Below are 17,818 nucleotides of genomic sequence, written 5' to 3' on the forward strand. Positions count from 1 at the left end.
CCGTGGCCCGTGTCAGCCGACCTGCCATCGATCTATGGACATCACGATGGCAACCAATCGCTCGTTCCGCTTTTCACGCTCTCCCATTGCTGCTGCGGCCTTGTTGCTCGCCACGGTCGTCCATGCACAGACGACGACGCTTGCGCCTGTCACTGTCACGGGCAGGGCCGACCCTGCGGCCGGCGTTTCGGGCTGGGGCAATGTGCCCTTGTCGCAGACGCCGCTACAGGCCACCGTCCTCACCGCTGAACAGCTGAGTGACCGCGGCGCACTGCGCCTGGCCGATGTCGTGAAGATCGACCCGTCCGTCAGCGACGCCTATAACTCCGAGGGCTACTGGGACTTCCTTGCCGTCCGCGGTTTTGTGCTCGACAACCGTTTCAACTACCGGCGCGATGGCTTGCCCATCAACGCGGAAACCTCGATCCCGCTCGAGAACAAGGACCGCATCGAGATACTCAAGGGCACGAGTGGCATCCAGGCCGGCACCAGTTCGCCGGGCGGGCTGGTGAACCTCGTGGTCAAGCGCCCTACCGACGCGCCGCTGCGCAACGTGCAACTCGGCTGGCGCGAGCACGGCTCGGTGCTGGGTGCCGTCGACATCAGCCAGCGGTTCGGCGAGCAGCAGGTGTTCGGCGTGCGGGTGAATGCAGCCTATGAACACATCGACCCTCGGCTGCGTGATGCCAAGGGCGAACGCAACCTGATGTCGGTGGCAGGCGACTGGCGCATCAGCCCGAGCACGCTGCTCGAAGCCGAGTTCGAGACGAGCCATCGCTCGCAGCTGAGCCAGCCGGGCTTCAGCATGCTCGGCTCCACGGTGCCGGCGCCGGTCGATCCGCGCATCAACCTCAACAACCAGCCCTGGTCGCAGCCTGTGGTGATGGACGCGAACACCGCCTCAGTCCGCGCCACCCACAACATGGGCAGCTGGCGGCTCACAGCGCACGCCGCCACCCAGCGCTTGCGCACAGACGACCGCCTCGCCTTTCCTTACGGCTGCGATGCAGAAGGCAACTACGACCGCTACTGCAGTGACGGCACGTATGACCTGTGGGACTTCCGCAGCGAAGGCGAGCGACGGCGCACTGACGCGCTCGAGCTTGCCGCGCGCGGCGAGACGGCCACCGGGTCCGTGCAACACGGTTGGGCTGTCGGTGCACTGCGCAGCAAGGTGAAGAACCGCTTCGGGCCGCAGACCTTCGACTTTGCCGGCACAGGCAACGTGGAAGGCACGTTGTTCACGCCGCCCAAGAACACACAGAACGCCACCAACACCAACCGCGACGAGGACTCGACCGAGTTGTTCGTCAACGACGCCGTCAAGCTGAACGAGAGCGTGACAGCCTGGGTCGGCTTGCGCCACACRCGTTTGCAACGCGATGCTGTTCAGACCGATGGCAGCGAGGCCACCAATTACAGCCAATCGTTCTCGACACCCTCACTGGCCATCAGCTACGTCTTCGCGCCTGAGCAGATGCTTTATGCAAGCTGGGGGCGCGGTGTGGAGAGCGATGTGGCTCCAAACCTGCCTGGCCTCGACAGCTCGGGCCTGGTGGACGTCGGGACCAAGCGTTTCACGAATGCGGGGCAAGCGTTGCCGGCCAGCAAGAGCAGGCAGATCGAACTTGGCCTCAAGGTTGCAACCGCCAACGCTGCGTGGGGTTTGGCCGTGTTCGACATCGTGCGTCCGACCTGGTCCAACGTTGGTGCCTGCGTCGCGCGCGACAGCTGCACGCGTGTCGAAGACGGGGATGCACGACACCGAGGCGTCGAAGCAAATGCGGCGTGGCGCGCTGGCGCTTGGTCGTTCCAAGGCGGTGTACAGGCGTTGCAAGCTCGCCGCCGCGACAGCAGCGCCAAGCCTGAGATCAATGGCAGGCGCCCCACCAACGTCCCCGATCGCACCCTCAAGCTGCAGACCCGCTACCAGGTCGCCATCGTACCGGGCCTCAGTGTGCAAGCTGATGCCTTGGGTGTCAGTGACCGCATGGTGCTCGAAGACAACAGCGCGCGCATCCCCGGCTATGCGCAGTTCGATCTGTCCGCCCGCTACGAACAAAAACTCGCAGGCAGCACACTGACTTGGCGCGCTGGCGTCGACAACCTTTTCGACCGCCGCGCATGGCGCGAATCGCCCTTCCAGTTCGGCCATGTGTACTTGTACCCACTGGCAGCACGCACCTTCCGACTTTCTGTGGAAGCCAGCCTTTAAGACGACCAAAAACTCCCGCTATAATGCGAGGCTGTTCCTCGATAGCTCAGTCGGTAGAGCGCCGGACTGTTAATCCGTAGGTCCCTGGTTCGAGCCCAGGTCGAGGAGCCACCAATGACAAGCGTTAGCAGGTATTCATCTGCTAACGCTTTTTCATTTCCGCAGCGCATTCCTGGATCGTCTGAGTTCTCGGACGCAGGATCCTGCGATGTCGCGCGACGCAGTACGGCGTAAGTTGCCCTTCGGTTCTTTCATCCGCGACTACAACCAACGGCGTCCCGCGAGCAACTCCTGCTAAGCAGAGATTAGCCGCGCACGGACGGAAGCACGCCGCGATCACACACGCTTGCAAAGGCGCGCAGCCTCATGCGGCGCGCATGCGTACGGGCGCCAGCGCGCCCACTTAAGTGACTGAGGCGGATTGCATGGCGCACGTGCGTTGCAAGTGCATCGGCGGTCGATCGCTCACGCACCGAGCTCATTGACGGTGCCGCATCGACCGCGACCAGCCTCAAACAAGTGATCGCATGTTCCGATGGTTCGCGGTTACACGAAGACACACACGCAACTTCAGTTGCCATAGATCATGTCGATGTTGAGTCAATCCCCTGTTCAAGGGGGTGCGACCACTTAAATCGTGAACTCCTGGGTAAGGAGTGCAGTTAGAGAGTTGGCGAGGCGACAAGAAGAAGTACCAACCTTTTTATCGGCAACGATACTCCGCCAGAGTATCTCTACAGGGCAGGGATCAAATGAAGAATATTAAAGTCGGTATAGTTGGGATGGGCCCGCGCGGCCTCACAGTTCTCGAGCGCATCGTGGCCAACGAGCGCGTCAGACAATCTGCCAATTTTGAGATATATCTGTTCGATCCTAATCCCGCAGGTGTCGGATGCCACGACCCGGAGCAGGAAGACTACCTACTGGTAAATACCGTTGCCGGGCAAATCACGCAATTTTCCGATCAGTCACTGCTGGGAGCAGGCCCCATACTGGAGGGCCCTTCGTTTCATGAATGGCTGGAGAACGCCAACTTCAGCAGGCGTGGCGAGCGCCAAGGTGAAAAAACGATCGACCGCGATGGCTACTACTCTCGCGCGTTGTTCGGACGCTACCTGCATTGGGTTTATCACTACCTGGTGGCCCTCGCCCCAGCCCACGTGCAAATTCGACTCGTTCGAGATTCTGTCCTGAGCGCAGAACGTGGTGCCAATGATTGCTGGGTCCTCGCCACCCAGAAGAGTCCATTCTGCGTCGACTATCTCTACCTGACGTCCGGGCATACCAAGCCTTCGTCGCAGAAACCTGCCCAGCGGCATGTGGGGAAACCGGGCTTGGAAACGATTACGGTCACCGACCCATACCCGGTTCGCCAGCAGCTTTCTTTCATCACGCCGGAAATGACGGTGGGTATTGAAGGTATGGGGCTCACGACCTTTGACATATTGGCCACCCTCACGGTCGGTCGCGGTGGGCGGTTTGTTGATCTGCCATCGGGGGCAAAACAGTACATCGCCTCCGGGCGCGAGCCGCGCATCGCCGCGTTTTCGCGCTCCGGCCTCCCCCTGACAGCGCGTGCCGCAAACCAGAAAGGCGTGAGCATTCAGTACCGCGCCAAGTTTCTGGTGGCCGACAAGATTCGGGCGCTCCGCGCGACGCGGAAGCTGGACTTTCAGTCCGATGTCTTTCCGTTGTTGCTGGCTGACATGCAGTTCGCTTACTACGAGGCCTACCTTCGCAATCGCCGCGATCCTGTTACAGCAATGCTCTTTTGCAACCAATTTTTGTGTGCAGACGTTGCTGAGCGAGAAGCGTTGGTCACGCAGTACATCCCGGCACAAGACCGCTTCTCGTGGGACAGCCTGATCGATCCAATCCCTCCGGCAGCACTGGCGTCGGCGCTGTCCTTCCAGACGTGGATGACCGAGCACTTGCGCCAGGATCTGATCGAAGCGAAAAGGGGCAACGTTGACGGGCCGCTGAAAGCTGCTTGCGACGTCGTTCGAGATCTTCGCGACAACTTGCGTGCTGCCATTGATTTCGGAGGCCTCACCGAGGAATCCCACCGCTGGGTCCTCTCCGAATTCGCGCCGATCATGAACCGCATCGCTGTCGGCCCGCCCGCATCACGAATAGCCGAGCTGCTTGCCCTCGTTGAGGCAGGCGTCCTCGACTTTGGCTTTGGCCCCGGTGCTACCTGCAAAGTGGCAGAGGCCGGCAAGAGGATGCGCATCGCGTCCTCGAAATGGCCCGAGCGGGGGATTGAGGTCGATGTGCTGGTCCACGCAAGGATCTCGATGCATAGCCCGGCAGAGGATGCTTCACCGTTGCTGTTGGGCCTGCTCGATGATGGCCACGTGCGCCTGTTCCACAACGGCGCCTTTCATCCCGGTGGGATCGAGGTCAACCGCAACTTCAACTGGGTCTCGGAAGACGGCTCCGCGGTCGAAAACGCTTGGGCGCTCGGCATCCCAACGGAGGGCGTCAAGTTCTATACCTTTGTGGTGCCGAGATCGGGCGTCAACTCGACAGCCCTTGTCGACGCTGGCCGCGCTGTCACCAAGATGCTTTCGATGATCGGTGGCCACGCCGTTGAGCCTACCGAAGTCCTCAGTGCGGATGTTCCAACCGCTGAATATGCTTCCGCCTTCGCATCGCTCTATGGCGCGCTGTCGTAGTCGTCTGGATGACTTGAATGCGCCCTTCGAAATGACGCGATGCTTCAAGGCGCGCTGAACCGCCTGAGCTTTGCCGGCCTCTCGGCGACCCTGGTAGGGAACGGCATCGGGCGTTTTGCCTTCATCGCGCTCATGCCTGCGTTGATCGACGCGGCCTGGTTCACGAAGGGTGAGGCGTCCCAGCTCAGCGTGGCCACATTGCTTGGCTACGTGGTCGGTGCCTGGCGTTCAGATTGGCTTGCGCATCGGTACTCGCCCACCACGCTGATCCGCTGGTGCATGTTGCTGATATCGATCAGTTTCTTTGCATCGGCCATCAGCGAGTGGCCAATTGCTTGGTACTACTTTTGGCGAGTTCTTGCTGGCGCCTGTGGTGCCGTGCTCATGGTTCTGCCGGCCCCCCTCGTCGTTCCGCAACATGATTCCGCCATCCGCGGGCAAGTCAGCGGCATCGTGTTCTCAGGGGTCGGGTTGGGCGCGATCGTGTCAGGCCTGTTGGTGCCAGCGTTGGTTGCCGGATTGGGCATCGCCGCCATTTATGGTGGCGAGATCCATCCGCTGGCCTTCAGCGGCGTGCAGGGGGCATGGTTGGGGCTGGGCACGGTGTGCCTGCTGCTCACCTTGGCCTCGTGGCGTCAGTGGTCGACACAACATGCCCCGGCCGTCACCACCGAGCAGGCAACACCGACTGTCGAGCAAGTCGAGCAGGCTGACAGTGCAGTCAGCCGGACCGTATGGCTCATTCTTGTCGCTCACGGACTCAACGCTGTCGGCTACCTGGCGCACACGATGTTCTGGGTGGACTACCTGGTGCGCGAGATGGGAATGTCGCTCGCCAGCGGCGGCTTCTACTGGTCGGTGTTTGGCCTCGGGGCCGCTGTCGGTCCGCTTCTTACCGGCAAGCTGGCCGACGCGTACGGCACGCGACGTTGCTTGCTCATTGGCTTTGCGCTCAAGGCGCTCGCTGCGATGTTGCCTGTGTGGGCGAGCAACGCCCCTGCGCTCTTCGTCTCGTCCCTGCTGATGGGCATCTGCACGCCTGGAGTCCTGGCGCTGGTATCGGCTTACACGCTCGAGGTTGTGGGCCCGGCCATGAACAGACAAGTCTGGGGCAAGGCGACCTTCAGCTTTTCACTTGCGCAGGGAGTGGGCGGCTTTTTCATGGCCAGCGCGGTCATCTACGTCGACTCATACCGTCCGTTGTTCGTTGTAAGTGCCGTCGCTTTGCTCGGGTCCGTTGCCTGTATCGCCGCAGTACGCAAGTCGCTTCCTGAGGCTTCCGAGATCAAAGCCGAAAGCAATGCGGCCCCGACAGGCGACACCACTGCATCCGAGACGTCAAGCGGACCTCTGTTGGAAAAGTAGCGTTGCTGCGCACTTATGCCCAAAACCAGGCAAACGCTCAGTTCGCCCCCCTGACTCGGGGGCTAAACTGAGTGTGGAATCGCGCCATACCAATATTGGCTAGCGATCGCAAGACCAAGGGGTCACACATTTTGCAATGCAGGGACATTTGATGCTTAAGTTCACAGCGCGCGCACTGCTCTCCGCAGCACTCATCAACCTGTTTGCGGTTGGCGCCGCATCAGCGCAGATCCGGATCGGTCAAACGACCGGTATCACGGGGCCCGTTGCTGCAGCCGTCAAGGAAATCAACCAAGGCGCCACTCTGTACCTCGACTCCGTCAACTCCGACGGGGGCATAGCGGGCCAGCAGATCGAGCTGGTGACACTGGATGACCAGAACCAGGCACCTGTCACTGCGCAGAATGCCAAGAAGCTGATCGACGACCCCAAGGTGATGGCACTCTTCCTCAATCGGGGAACGCCTCACGCGCAGGCCATGCTCAAGTTGCTGGAGGAAGGTCGCATCGTCCTCTTGGCTCCGTCAACCGGTGCCATGGCTTTGCACAAGCCAGTCAACCCCTGGGTGTTCAACGTCCGAGCGACCTATCAGCGCGAAGCAGAGCACGTCGTGCGGCATCTCGGCATGGGCGGGCTCGAGCGGGTGGGCATCTGTTACGTCGACGATTCCTTCGGCTTGGATGGGCTGCAGGGCGCGTTGAAGCCGTACGTGGAGTCAGGTAGCAAGCCCGACGCTGCCGACCGAAAGACGCCAGCGCTCAGCGAGCCTATCGACAAGTTCAAGCCCGACTATTCGCAGTGCGTCGCCAAGACACTTGCGGCCAAGCCGCTGGGGCTTCTGCTCATCGGCACACCTGTCTCCGTCTCTGCGGGCGTGAAGGCATTGCGAGCTGCAGGTTCGCTTACGACGGTCGCCACGCTGTCGAACAACGCCGCCCAAGGTTTCATCGACGCGCTTGGCGAGAACAAGGCGGGTGTCATCGTCAGCCAAGTCTTTCCGGGTGAACGCCGGCTTGCCTCACCCATGATCGCTGAAGCCGCACGGCTGGCGAACGCCAAAGGCATCAAGCAGCTCACCCCGGCCATGATCGAAGGATTCGCCGCTTCCAAGGTTCTTGTCGCTGCCTTGAAGAGAGCGGCTAGCTCCAAAGAGGGAGTCACACGCCTTTCCATCAAGCGTGCCCTTGAATCCTTCAACCACCTCGATATCGGTGGTGGTCTTGGAGGCACGGAGTTGAGCTACAGCTCGTCTGACCACTCTGGCTTGGACTACGTCGACATTTCGATCATTTCGGCCGACGGCACCTTCCGCCGTTGATCGTTCGAGTCACTGCGAAATGCACGCCTCGATATCGAGGCTCACCGCAGGCGCGCAGTTAAGTTCTTGATTTCTGAGTCGAGCCGCAGGGTCTGGTGTTCCTGACCTGCGGTCAGCGCGCTGTGGCTCTGAGTACTTGATTCGCGACTCACGCCACCGCGGCGGTCCCCCAGCAACGAGAATTGCCTGACTTCGTTAGCTCTCGAAGCGAAGCAAAGGCTGCGTGAACGCGTCTCTCACGCCAAACCAGCAGCCGCGACGACGAAGCTTCACAGCCCGTCGTCGAGCTCGTCAGGTCAACCGAGGCGATGAAAGCATCGGCCTCGGCTTTTGACTCAACCGACGAGTCGGCCGTAGCGGTCGATGGCGATCAGGTCGACGTACTGAGAACCTTGAGTCACGCCGGGCGCGAACTCCACGCGGTAGCCGCCGAGATCGGTACGCAACGCAGCGAGTGATTCCTTCAAGCGGCTGCGGCTGACACGCTCACCACCACCCACCTTGAGCGCGGCCCGTGCAGCCTCGACGGCAATGCGCCCGGCGATGTAGCCTTCCAGCGTGGTCATGCCGAGCTTCACGTCCGGCCCGAGGGCCGCCAGATCCTGGCGGCAACGGGAGACCACATTCGCGCTACCCGAATTCGGGCGTGGCACCACCATGCTCATGATGCAGCTCTGCTTTCTGGTGGTGAGCGCGTCCATCAAGTCCTGGCCCGCGTACGACGAGGCATAGAACAGGCCCGCGTAGTGCGCAGTAGACATCTCGTTGATGATCGTCGCGGTCGGCCCTGAGTTGACGGAGAACAGCACGCAGTCGAGCTTGGCATCGAGCAGTTTGGTGCTGACATCGCTGAACGACGTTGCGTTGCGGTCCACCGCGATCGTTTCCACCGGCACGATCGACAAAGCGCTCAAGGCCTGCGACATGGCGGCGAGATTGGCAGGCGACGTGTCCCTCAGGTACACGTAGCCGATACGGCGCATGCCGAAATCTTTGATGTAGTTCGCCATGCGCTTGTATTCGAGGTCGTACCCAGCGCGCACATGGAAGGCTCCCCCACCAGAGGCGGCATTGCGAATGCCCATGTTGCCGCTGGCCGTACCCAAGAGCGCCATCTGGTTGTTGTTCATCAGCGGTATGCACGCTTCGGCGGCGACACCATTGGTCAACCCCACGATCGCCGACACGCCGCCTTCGACCAGCGTAGAGACGTTTTCGGAACAACGGCTCCTCACGCCTCCGTCATCCAGCGTTACCAGCTCGAAGCGTGGACCGCCCGTGCTTGCACTGGCCGCAGACGCTGCAGTAAAGGCAGCCATGATGCCGTCGCGAATGTCTCGCCCGTAGTTCGCCTGGGCGCCCGTGAGCGCAGCCGACTGGCCAAACTTGATCACGTTGCCCGGTGAGGTCGCCCTGCTGGGAAAGCTGCTCATCATGTTGGCGGCGAGTGCCGCGGGGCCGCTGAGTACAAGGTGTCTGCGCTTCATGTGATTGCTCCTGCTGACGGGGGTGGTCTATCTTCGGCCGTTGCAGCCGGTAGCTTGATGCTTTGCTACGAATTGATACTTCGCTGCACACTGGTTGCAACCACGCGGTCTGTGTTCAACACGCGCTCTCATCAATCGTTTGGAGCAAGCGCGACTTTGTGCCCCTTCGCATTGCTTCTCAGCGGTTTGTGAATTGACGCAGTTTGGCAACTGCGGACACACTTTCGCCACTTCGCTCAATCTCAAAACAAACTGCCATGAAGACCCCCCTCAGCACCGCCGCCAGGTTGTTTGCCGTGTGCTGCATGGGCCTGACCACTGTCGGAGCACAAGCCTTCGAGCTCCGTGGCTTCCGCGGCGTGTCTTGGGGCGAAGGTGCAGATGCGCTGGGCGCCGCCACGGTGGTGCAGACCGTGGGTGACGCAACCTGCTACCTGCGCGAGCGGGAGAACATGCTGTTTGGCGACATCGCATTGAATGCCGTTCGCTATTGCTTTCATCAAGACCGGTTGTTCGTGGTGATGCTTGATGCACCCGTTCCGTCGAAGACGTTCATCGCCGACTTCGCGCGTTCCTATGGCGCTCCGAATGCTCGTCGAGGCCAATCGGCTTCGTGGGGCACCAAGGCGTCGGGCACACGTGCCGATCTGGCGGCAAGCGGTGACGAGACCGCCCGACTCACCATCTACTCCAGCAAGATAGAGCCGGGTCTGGCGCAGCGCATCCACAAGCTCAGCCCTCCACAGATGCCCAGCAATGTGAGTGTGGGCGGCGCTCACTGAGCGAGCGCCATAAACCCTGGGCGCCGTAGGCTCCGAGGCGAATTCGTGGCGAACCAAAACGGTTCTCCGACCTCGTCTGCGCATTGGTTTGACGAGGAACCATGCATCGCCTAAGTTGAGGTGATGAATGCCACCTCGACCTCGTCACTCCACTCCACAGCACGCCGTGTCCTGGTGTCGCTGTCGTTGATATGTGCCGCGTCGCCGGCGATAAGCGTGCCGGCTTATCACCTCGACATCTTGTTTGGGACGGGGGAACGTTTCGGCAGCGGAAGCGACATCAACAACGCTGGCCAGGTCGTCGGCACGACGGGCAACACGCACGACCCCTTGGCCATCATCTGGAACAACAAGTCGCCCACTCCGCTTTACTCAAGTTTGTGCTGTACCTACACGGAAACATGGGCTCATGCAGTGAACAGCTTCGGCCAGGTAGCTGGTGAAGACACTTACCAAGCTGCAGTTTGGACGAGTCAAACGGCGATCATGTTGCCGTCGGCGGGCAGTACGCAATCCACGGCCCTCGGCATCAACGATGCTGGACAGGTCGTGGGCTTTACCGGCAATTTCGACAGCACGGGACGGGCAACACTCTGGCAAAACGGCTCGGCCATCGACCTGGGAACGTTGGGAGGTTCGTACAGCGCGGCCTATGACATCAACGGCAGCGGCTGGGTGGTCGGAGCCAGCCAGTTGGCGGGAAGTGATTCGTTCAGGGCGTCCCTGTGGCGCGATGGCACGGTTACCGCCCTCGCCTCGCCATCCGGCGAGAGCAGCTACGCATACGGCATCAACGAATCGGGACAGATCGCAGGCCAGGCGGGTTCTCGCGCTGCGGTGTGGACGGCCGGCGCCTTGTCACTCATCGGTGCACCGGGGAGCGCGGCCAGCGACATCAACAACGTGGGCCAGGTGGTCGGCAGTTTCACTGACCCGCAGTCCGAGTGGGCGAACAGTCGAGCCACCTTGTGGTCCGACGGCACGGCCATCGACCTCAACAGCTTTCTCAGTCAAGCCGATCTGGCAACCGGCTGGTCACTCCAGAGCGCCAACGCCATCAACGACCATGGCTGGATCACCGGCTCGGCCTACAACGACTCCCTCGGCACGCGGTACGCCTACCTGCTTTCGGTGGTGCCCGCCGTGCCAGAGGCCCAGAGCCTTTTGCTGATGCTGGCCGGATTGGGCGTGATTGGATGGGCGTCGAAGCGAACTCGCGGATAGAAGCGAGGCCGGCGCCCGCGCTGGTTGCTGGCGCAACTTGTTCACGGCCCGGCCCGTTTCCGATTCGATCAGCCAATAAAACATGCTCCTGCTTCGCAAGTGATGTATGATAAGCATCATGCGAAACGCAAAAACCAATACCAGAGCAGCAGCCAAAGAAGCCTCACACGAGCGAATCGTGTCGGTGGCAGCGCGGGCGATCCGCCGCAGCGGCTACGACGGTACCGGCGTGGCCGACATCATGAAGGAGGCCGGCCTCACCCATGGCGCCTTTTACGCCCACTTCGAATCGCGCGAGGCCATGTTGGCCGAGGCGGCAAGCCGCGCGTGTGCTGAGTCCGCGGCTGCAGCGGCGCAGTTGGTCGCCACCGTGCCTCCCGAGCAGGCTCTGACATCGATGCTTCACAGCTACCTGTCGCAGGAGCACGTGAAGCAGGTGGAGATGGGGTGCCCTTTGGCCGCGCTCGCCTCCGAGACGCCGCGCCAAACACCCGAAGTACGCCGGGCAACCACGCGGCACATCAAGGAAACGATCGATCTTTTCGCCCGCCAGTCGCCGGACTGGGGGCAGCCCGGCGCCCACGAACGAGCGCTCGTGACCGTCGCCACCATGGTGGGCACCCTGCTGTTGGCTCGCGCGGTCGACGAGCCGGCGCTGTCGAAGAGCCTGTGCGAGGCTGCGCTGAAGCACCTGGCCCCGGCCTGAATCCACCGACAAGCCCCACACCCAAGTCCACCTATTTTTTTGCCTTCACATATGACAGTCATCATGCGAAATGAACGCAACCTGTCGATGCTGGGCCGTTCGCAACCCTGGGCAGACCAGGAACAAGGAAAAACCATGAAAGCTTTTGTTCTCGAGGGATACGGCAAGAAGCGCGCATTGCGTTTGGCAGACATGCCGACGCCCGAGCTGCGCGACGACGAGGTGCTGGTGCAGGTCCATGCTGCTGGCGTGAACCTGATTGACGCCAAGATTCGAAACGGAGAGTTCAAGCTCATCCTCCCCTATCGCATGCCCCTCATCCTGGGCCACGACGTGGCTGGGGTGGTCGTCAAGGTGGGCCCCCGCGTGCGGCAGTTCAAGCCGGGCGACGAGGTCTATGCACGGCCGGATGATTTCCGCATCGGCACCTTCGCCGAGTTTGTCCCCGTCAAGGAAGCCTCGCTGGCGCTCAAGCCCAAAGGCCTCTCGATGGAAGAAGCCGCCTCCATTCCCCTGGTGGCTTTGACGGCCTGGCAGGCGCTGGTCGAGAAGGCCAATCTGAAGAAGGGCCAGAAGGTTTTCATTCAGGCTGGCTCCGGCGGCGTGGGCACGTTTGCCATCCAGTTGGCCAAGCACTTGGGCGCGACCGTCGCCACGACGACGAGCGCCGCCAATGTGGCACTGGTGAAGAGCCTGGGCGCAGATGTCGTCATCGACTACAAGACACAGGACTTCGAAGACGTCTTGCGCGACTACGACGTGGTCCTCAACAGCCAGGACGGCAAGACGCTCGAGAAGTCCCTTCGCGTACTCAAGGCTGGCGGGAAGCTCATCTCCATCTCCGGCCCGCCCGATCCTGAATTCGGCAACGAGGCCAAGGCCCCCGCCTTCGTGAAGCTGGTCATGCGGCTGCTCAGCTCAGGCGTCAGGAGAAGGGCAAAGAGCCGCGGCGTGAGCTACTCGTTCCTCTTCATGAAGGCGAATGGCGGCCAGCTGGGCGAGATCGCCCGTCTCTTCGAGGCCGGCCTCATCCGCCCAGTGGTGGACCGTGTCTTCCCCTTCGAATCGACCAACGACGCGCTGGCCTACGTCGAAGCAGGCCGCGCCAAGGGCAAGGTCGTCATCAAGGTCAAGTGAGCTCGTTCATTTCGGCGCTGCCGCAAGCCCTCGAAGCCGGCAGCTGATTCTGTTCATCCCTCTTTGGAGATCACCATGAAGATTGAAAATTCCGTTGCCCTCGTCACGGGCGCCAACCGCGGCATCGGCCTGGCATTCGCTCGTGAGCTGCTCGCACGAGGTGCCCGCAAGGTCTACGTCGGCGCCCGCGACCCGGCGACGATCACCCAAGCAGGCGTTCAGGCGCTCCGGCTCGACGTCACCAAGCCTGAAGACGTGGCTGCTGCTGCCGCACTGGCATCGGACGTGACGCTGGTAATCAACAACGCCGGCATTGCACAGCCCGGTGGCTTTCTCGCAGCCGACAGCGAAGAGGTCTCCAGGCGCATCTTCGAGACCAACTTCTTCGCCGTGCTGCGCGTGAGCAAGGCCTTCGCGCCGGTTCTCAAAGCCAACGGCGGTGGTGCGTTGCTCAATGTGCTGTCGGTGGCTTCGTGGGTGAACGGCGGCGAGTTGGCGGCCTATTCGGCCAGCAAGTCCGCAGCCTGGTCGCTCACCAACGCGCTACGCAGCGAACTCGCAGCACAGAAGACCCAGGTGCTGGGGCTGCACATGGGCTATGTCGATACTGACCTGACACGCGGCTTCGATGTCCCGAAGTCCAGCCCCGAACAGATCGTCGGGCATGCGCTTGACGGACTCGAATCGGGCCTCGATGAAGTGCTCGCCGACGAAATCACGCGGCAGATCAAGAGCGGGATGACCGCAACGCGGCCCAGCTACCTGCCTCAGGCGGCCTGATCGGCTCAGCTCCCATCGAGAAGTTTTATCCCTGGAGATTCATGCAATGCATCACTCACTGAAAGCAGGCGTCCTGGCTTTCGCCCTGGCTGCACCGTTCATTTCACTGGCAGCAGGCCCAAGCGATGCATCGCCCAAGCCCAGCGCACCGTCGGTGGAGCAGGCAGCGAACATCAACTGGACAAGCGCTCCAACGAAGTCCCTCTCCGCAGGCGGAGTCAACTTCGCTTATCGCGAGCTGGGCCAGCGCAACGGCGGAACACCCGTGGTGTTTCTGGGCCACCTGGCCGCCGTGCTGGACAACTGGGATCCTCGCGTCGTCGACGGCATTGCGGCCAAGCACCACGTGATCGTGTTCGACAACCGTGGCATCGGCGCGTCCACCGGTTCGCCCGCAAATTCGATGGAGCAAATGGCAGACGACGCCATCACCTTCATCAAGGGGATGGGCTTCAAACAGGTTGACCTCTTCGGCTTCTCGATGGGCGGAATGATTTCCCAGGAGATCGTTCTGAACGAGCCGCAGCTCGTGCGCAAGATGATCCTCGCGGGCACCGGCCCTGCTGGTGGCGATGGCATCAGCACGGTGGCTGGCGTCGCGAACTACGACCTCATTCGTGCCTCACTCAGCGGACAGGACCCGAAGCAGTTCCTGTTCTTCACACGCACGCCCAACAGCATCGAGGCCGGCAAGGCGTACTTGAAGCGATTGGCTGAACGCTCGGCGAACCGCGACAAGGACATCAGCGTGAGCGCGTACGTCGCGCAGTTGCATGCCCTGAGCGCATGGGGCCAGAAACGGCCGGCTGATCTTTCAGTGATCAAGCAGCCCGTGTTCGTCGCCAACGGTGACGATGACCGGATGGTCCCGACGAAGAACTCATACGACCTGGCGCGGCGCCTCCCCAACAGCACCCTCACCATCTACCCCGATGCCGGCCACGGTGGCGTGTTCCAGTTCCACGCCGACTTCGTGCCTCAAGCCCTCGACTTCCTCGCTCGCTAGGCCTGATGCAAGAAGACCAGATCATGACCCCTACGCACCTCACCGCTCCCACTTGCTTCGTGGAAGTCGATGGCGACAGCTTCGCCTATCGCCGATGGGGCAACAGCACGTCTGACCAGCCGCCGCTGTTCTTCATCCAGCACTTCCGCGGCGGCATGGATCACTGGGACCCGCTGATGACAGACGGCCTGGCCGCAGGCCGCGAAGTCATTCTCTACAACGGGCGTGGCATTGCGTCATCCTCGGGCAAACCGCGCGCGCGGATCGAGCTGTGGGCCGACGACGCAGCAGCGGTGATTCGCGCACTGGGGCTCGAGAAGGTCGACGTGCTGGGCTTCTCGATCGGCGGCTTCGTGGCCCTGGACCTGACCTGGCGCCATCCTGACCTTGTTCGCAAGCTCATGCTCCTGGGCACCGGGCCGCGTGGCGGAAATTCCGACTCCGATCCCGGCGTGTTGGAGCGGGCACCGCGCCCTGTTCCGGTCTTGGACGACTTCCTGTTCCTGTTCTTCGGCCGCTCTGAGGCCGCGCAACAAGCGGGCCGAGATTTCTGGGACCGCCGTCATCAGCGCGTGGACCAAGATCCGCCGAGCTCGCGAGAAGTGATCCAGGCTCAGATCGAGGCTCACATGCACTACCTGCCGAAGCTCGATCCCAAGGACCCGTTTGCTTACCTGCGAGGGATCGAGCAACCGACGTTCGTTTTGAATGGCGTCAACGACGTGATGATCGCCACCATCAACTCCTGGTACCTGGGCCAGAACATCCCGAATGCGCAGCTCTTCATCTATCCGGATGCCGGCCACGCGGCTCAGTTCCAGTTCCCCGAGCGCTTCCTGAAGCATGCCGTTCAGTTCCTCGCCGAGTGAGTCTGGCGACGTGTGGATTTTCTGAACACTCATTGACCGCACAGAAGGAACGACCATGCTGAAGTTCAAACTCTTGCTCTGGGCCTTGACGAAGCTGTTGCAGCGGGCCATCAACAACAACCCTGCATGTGCAGCGTATGTGAAAGGTAAGGAACTGATCTTCCAGATCCAGACCCGTGGCGGAATCGGTCGTCATTTCACCATCAAGAACGGCAAGATCAAGTCGGCCGGCGGGCTCACTCAGTCGCCCCAGTTCACCATGACCTTCAGAGACGCCGCCAGGGGGTTTGCAACCCTTTCCGCCAAGGATGGCAAGGAAGCGTTCATGGGTGCGTTGCACGACCAAGACCTCGTCATCAAGGGCGACTTCGTCGAAGTGATGTGGTTCCAAGGTCTGACCGACTACCTGCAGCCCACCAAGAAACAGGGGCACTGATCGACTCGATCGGCGAGCCTCAGCGCGGAGAACCTCCCCTCGCAACAGACGAAACACGGAATCCATCCAGACGAAATCAAAGTAATACACGCCGTGGCCACACTGGATGAATGAAACCAAGCACCTCATCCATTTCGACGGCTCGGCTCAAGGTACTTCGCCTGGCTTCGCCCCCTTGTTGGATCGCCGTGGGCTTTGCCGTTGGATGCTTTGCGGCGCCAGTCTTCTCGTGGCAAACAAGCAGCCCATCAACGGCAGCTGTCTTGCAGGCAGCTCGACCGAAACTGCCCACTGAGATGGAACCATCTCCACTCGTGGTTGCCTTCCATGTCGACGCTTACGTGCCGGGCGGGCCGGGTGCGGAAGACACCACGGAGTGGATGCCGGGCAATCGTTAGTTCATGAGAACGTGCGGTTCCGCGCTCGAGGACGAGCAACGGCCGGTTGCTGCACAGGCGGCTCGTGGGACGAGCCGACAGGGCGCAGTCGGGCCATCGCCGATGGAGGGTCCTCGTCAGAGCCAGCGTCCGACGGCCCGTTGTCCCGGGCCAGCGCTGCCGCGGTCGATTCGGCCAAGCTCGGCGCGTTGCCATCCTCGGCCGCAATCACTGCCCTCGCGATGCGATGGCCACCAGCGCCGCGCAAGGCCGCACGGTAAGCAATCAACAGAGGCACCGCAAGCAGGCCGCCGGTGATGCCCCAGGCCCACGAGCCTGCGATCACTGCAGCCAGCAACGCTGAGCGGCCCAGGCGCAACTGCGAGGCCGTGGCCCAGGGGCTGATGAAGTGGGCCTCGATCGCGTGCAGCAACAGGAACGCAAGCGGCGCAACCAGGCCATTGGCAAACGCCCCTGGAATGGCGTGGCCGGCAGTGGCCAGCAAAGCAGCAATCGCGATTGGGCCGAGGTAAGGCACGAACAAGAGCAGCGTGATCACTGCGGCCCAGGTGACCACGGCCGGCAGGGCCAGCCCCCACAGCCCCCACAGCACCAAGGCGGTTGCGATACCGAGCCCCGCGTTGATGACCGCCATCGTCACCAGGTACCTCACGACGCCGCGGCGTGATGCTTCCAGCGCCAGCACCAACCGCAAGCGCGAGCGCGAGCGCCGCTGCGGCATGGCCTGCAGGAGCCTGGCCCACAACGAGCGCTGGCCCAGCAACAGGAAGAAGGTCAGCATCAGCACCGACGCCACGACAAGCGCCGCGCCAAGCCCCTCGGCCGCGAGCCAGTCGGCGACATCAGGGCGCCAACCTTGCAAACCGTGTTCGGCCAGGCCGGCCACGCGGCCGATGGGATCGTGTTGCGTGGCCAGGCCCTGAACGGTGAGCCGCAGGTGGTCGACCGCCTGTGAAACGCCGTCGAGCCACCGCAGCGCGGAAGGCGCCCAGACGAAGAGCAGCCCGGCCGATGCGGCCACCGGCAAAAACACCACCGTCGCGGCAGCCAGCAGCGCTGGAACACCCCGCCGTTGCAGCGCTTCAGCGGCTGGCCCCAACAGCAACACCAGTAACGCCGTGACCACCATCGCTGCCGTAAATGCTGCCGTCAATCGCAGGCAAACCAGCAAGCCGACCCAGAGCAGCATGCGCTGCAGCCAGGGCATCGGCAGACCCGCCACGCGGCTGCCCGCCGCAGACCTGAACTCGGCCCGGCTGGAAGGCGCCGAAGCCCGAGCGGATGCAGGTCGTTCTCGGCTCGCGCCGGGCGGAGGCATGGCATCGAATCTCGGTGGCGCCGGCGATGTCGGCCAACTTTTCAGCAAGCGACATGCCGCGCTCGCAGCGCCTCTGTGCAAAACAGGGAATGCCGCTTG

At 62.1% G+C, this 17,818-nt stretch carries 14 protein-coding genes and 1 tRNA gene; 13 read left to right on the plus strand and 2 right to left on the minus strand.

What is annotated here, in order from left to right; genetic code table 11:
* Positions 1 to 46 precede the first annotated feature (46 nt).
* From AC1DYS_RS23825 to AC1DYS_RS23845, 5 genes are all read left to right on the plus strand, one after another.
* Complete coding sequence (locus AC1DYS_RS23825) at positions 47 to 2,215, plus strand: TonB-dependent siderophore receptor (protein ID WP_477903749.1); 2,169 nt, start codon at positions 47 to 49, stop codon at positions 2,213 to 2,215.
* Between the two features lie 35 nt (positions 2,216 to 2,250).
* Positions 2,251 to 2,326: transfer RNA gene (locus AC1DYS_RS23830), tRNA-Asn, on the plus strand.
* Between the two features lie 641 nt (positions 2,327 to 2,967).
* Positions 2,968 to 4,893, plus strand: coding sequence for an FAD/NAD(P)-binding protein (locus AC1DYS_RS23835; RefSeq protein ID WP_477903751.1), 1,926 nt, complete (start codon positions 2,968 to 2,970; stop codon positions 4,891 to 4,893).
* Positions 4,894 to 4,932: 39 nt separating this feature from the next.
* A complete protein-coding gene (locus tag AC1DYS_RS23840) occupies positions 4,933 to 6,258 on the plus strand; it encodes a YbfB/YjiJ family MFS transporter (protein ID WP_477903753.1) in 1,326 nt (441 codons plus the stop codon).
* A 151-nt stretch (positions 6,259 to 6,409) separates the two neighbouring features.
* The gene (locus tag AC1DYS_RS23845) at positions 6,410 to 7,576 is read left to right on the plus strand and encodes an ABC transporter substrate-binding protein (RefSeq protein WP_477903755.1); all 1,167 of its coding nucleotides are present in this window, start codon (positions 6,410 to 6,412) and stop codon (positions 7,574 to 7,576) included.
* A gap of 335 nt (positions 7,577 to 7,911) precedes the next feature.
* Here AC1DYS_RS23845 and AC1DYS_RS23850 read toward each other — a convergent pair whose 3' ends face one another.
* Positions 7,912 to 9,063 carry an ABC transporter substrate-binding protein gene (locus tag AC1DYS_RS23850; RefSeq protein WP_477903757.1) on the minus strand — a complete coding sequence of 384 codons (1,152 nt, stop codon included), beginning with the start codon at positions 9,061 to 9,063 and terminating at the stop codon, positions 7,912 to 7,914.
* A gap of 257 nt (positions 9,064 to 9,320) precedes the next feature.
* On the opposite strand from AC1DYS_RS23850, the gene AC1DYS_RS23855 reads away from it, so the two are divergent.
* The 8 genes from AC1DYS_RS23855 (at position 9,321) to AC1DYS_RS23890 (ending at position 16,003) form a co-directional block, all read left to right on the plus strand.
* Entirely contained in the window at positions 9,321 to 9,845 is a 525-nt protein-coding gene (locus AC1DYS_RS23855; RefSeq protein ID WP_477903759.1) for a hypothetical protein, read from the plus strand.
* 123 nt (positions 9,846 to 9,968) lie between these two features.
* Positions 9,969 to 11,069 carry a hypothetical protein gene (locus AC1DYS_RS23860; protein WP_477903761.1) on the plus strand — a complete coding sequence of 367 codons (1,101 nt, stop codon included), beginning with the start codon at positions 9,969 to 9,971 and terminating at the stop codon, positions 11,067 to 11,069.
* A gap of 106 nt (positions 11,070 to 11,175) precedes the next feature.
* Positions 11,176 to 11,775, plus strand: a complete 600-nt coding sequence (locus AC1DYS_RS23865; RefSeq protein ID WP_477903763.1) for a TetR/AcrR family transcriptional regulator — start codon at positions 11,176 to 11,178, stop codon at positions 11,773 to 11,775.
* A 135-nt stretch (positions 11,776 to 11,910) separates the two neighbouring features.
* Complete coding sequence (locus AC1DYS_RS23870) at positions 11,911 to 12,912, plus strand: NADP-dependent oxidoreductase (protein WP_477903765.1); 1,002 nt, start codon at positions 11,911 to 11,913, stop codon at positions 12,910 to 12,912.
* Between the two features lie 75 nt (positions 12,913 to 12,987).
* Positions 12,988 to 13,692 (plus strand): SDR family oxidoreductase, encoded by a 705-nt coding sequence (locus tag AC1DYS_RS23875; RefSeq protein WP_477903767.1) that lies wholly within the window; start codon positions 12,988 to 12,990, stop codon positions 13,690 to 13,692.
* 46 nt (positions 13,693 to 13,738) lie between these two features.
* Entirely contained in the window at positions 13,739 to 14,698 is a 960-nt protein-coding gene (locus AC1DYS_RS23880) for an alpha/beta fold hydrolase (protein ID WP_477903769.1), read from the plus strand.
* 23 nt (positions 14,699 to 14,721) lie between these two features.
* Positions 14,722 to 15,567: an alpha/beta fold hydrolase gene (locus AC1DYS_RS23885; protein WP_477903771.1), complete on the plus strand. Its 846-nt coding sequence runs from the start codon at positions 14,722 to 14,724 to the stop codon at positions 15,565 to 15,567.
* Between the two features lie 55 nt (positions 15,568 to 15,622).
* The gene (locus AC1DYS_RS23890) at positions 15,623 to 16,003 is read left to right on the plus strand and encodes a helicase (RefSeq protein ID WP_477903773.1); all 381 of its coding nucleotides are present in this window, start codon (positions 15,623 to 15,625) and stop codon (positions 16,001 to 16,003) included.
* A gap of 399 nt (positions 16,004 to 16,402) precedes the next feature.
* Here AC1DYS_RS23890 and AC1DYS_RS23895 read toward each other — a convergent pair whose 3' ends face one another.
* On the minus strand, positions 16,403 to 17,608 hold the full coding sequence (locus AC1DYS_RS23895; RefSeq protein ID WP_477903775.1) for an AI-2E family transporter: 1,206 nt from the start codon (positions 17,606 to 17,608) through the stop codon (positions 16,403 to 16,405).
* Positions 17,609 to 17,818 lie beyond the last annotated feature (210 nt).

The sequence above is a fragment of the Rhizobacter sp. P2_G4 genome (assembly GCF_056403575.1).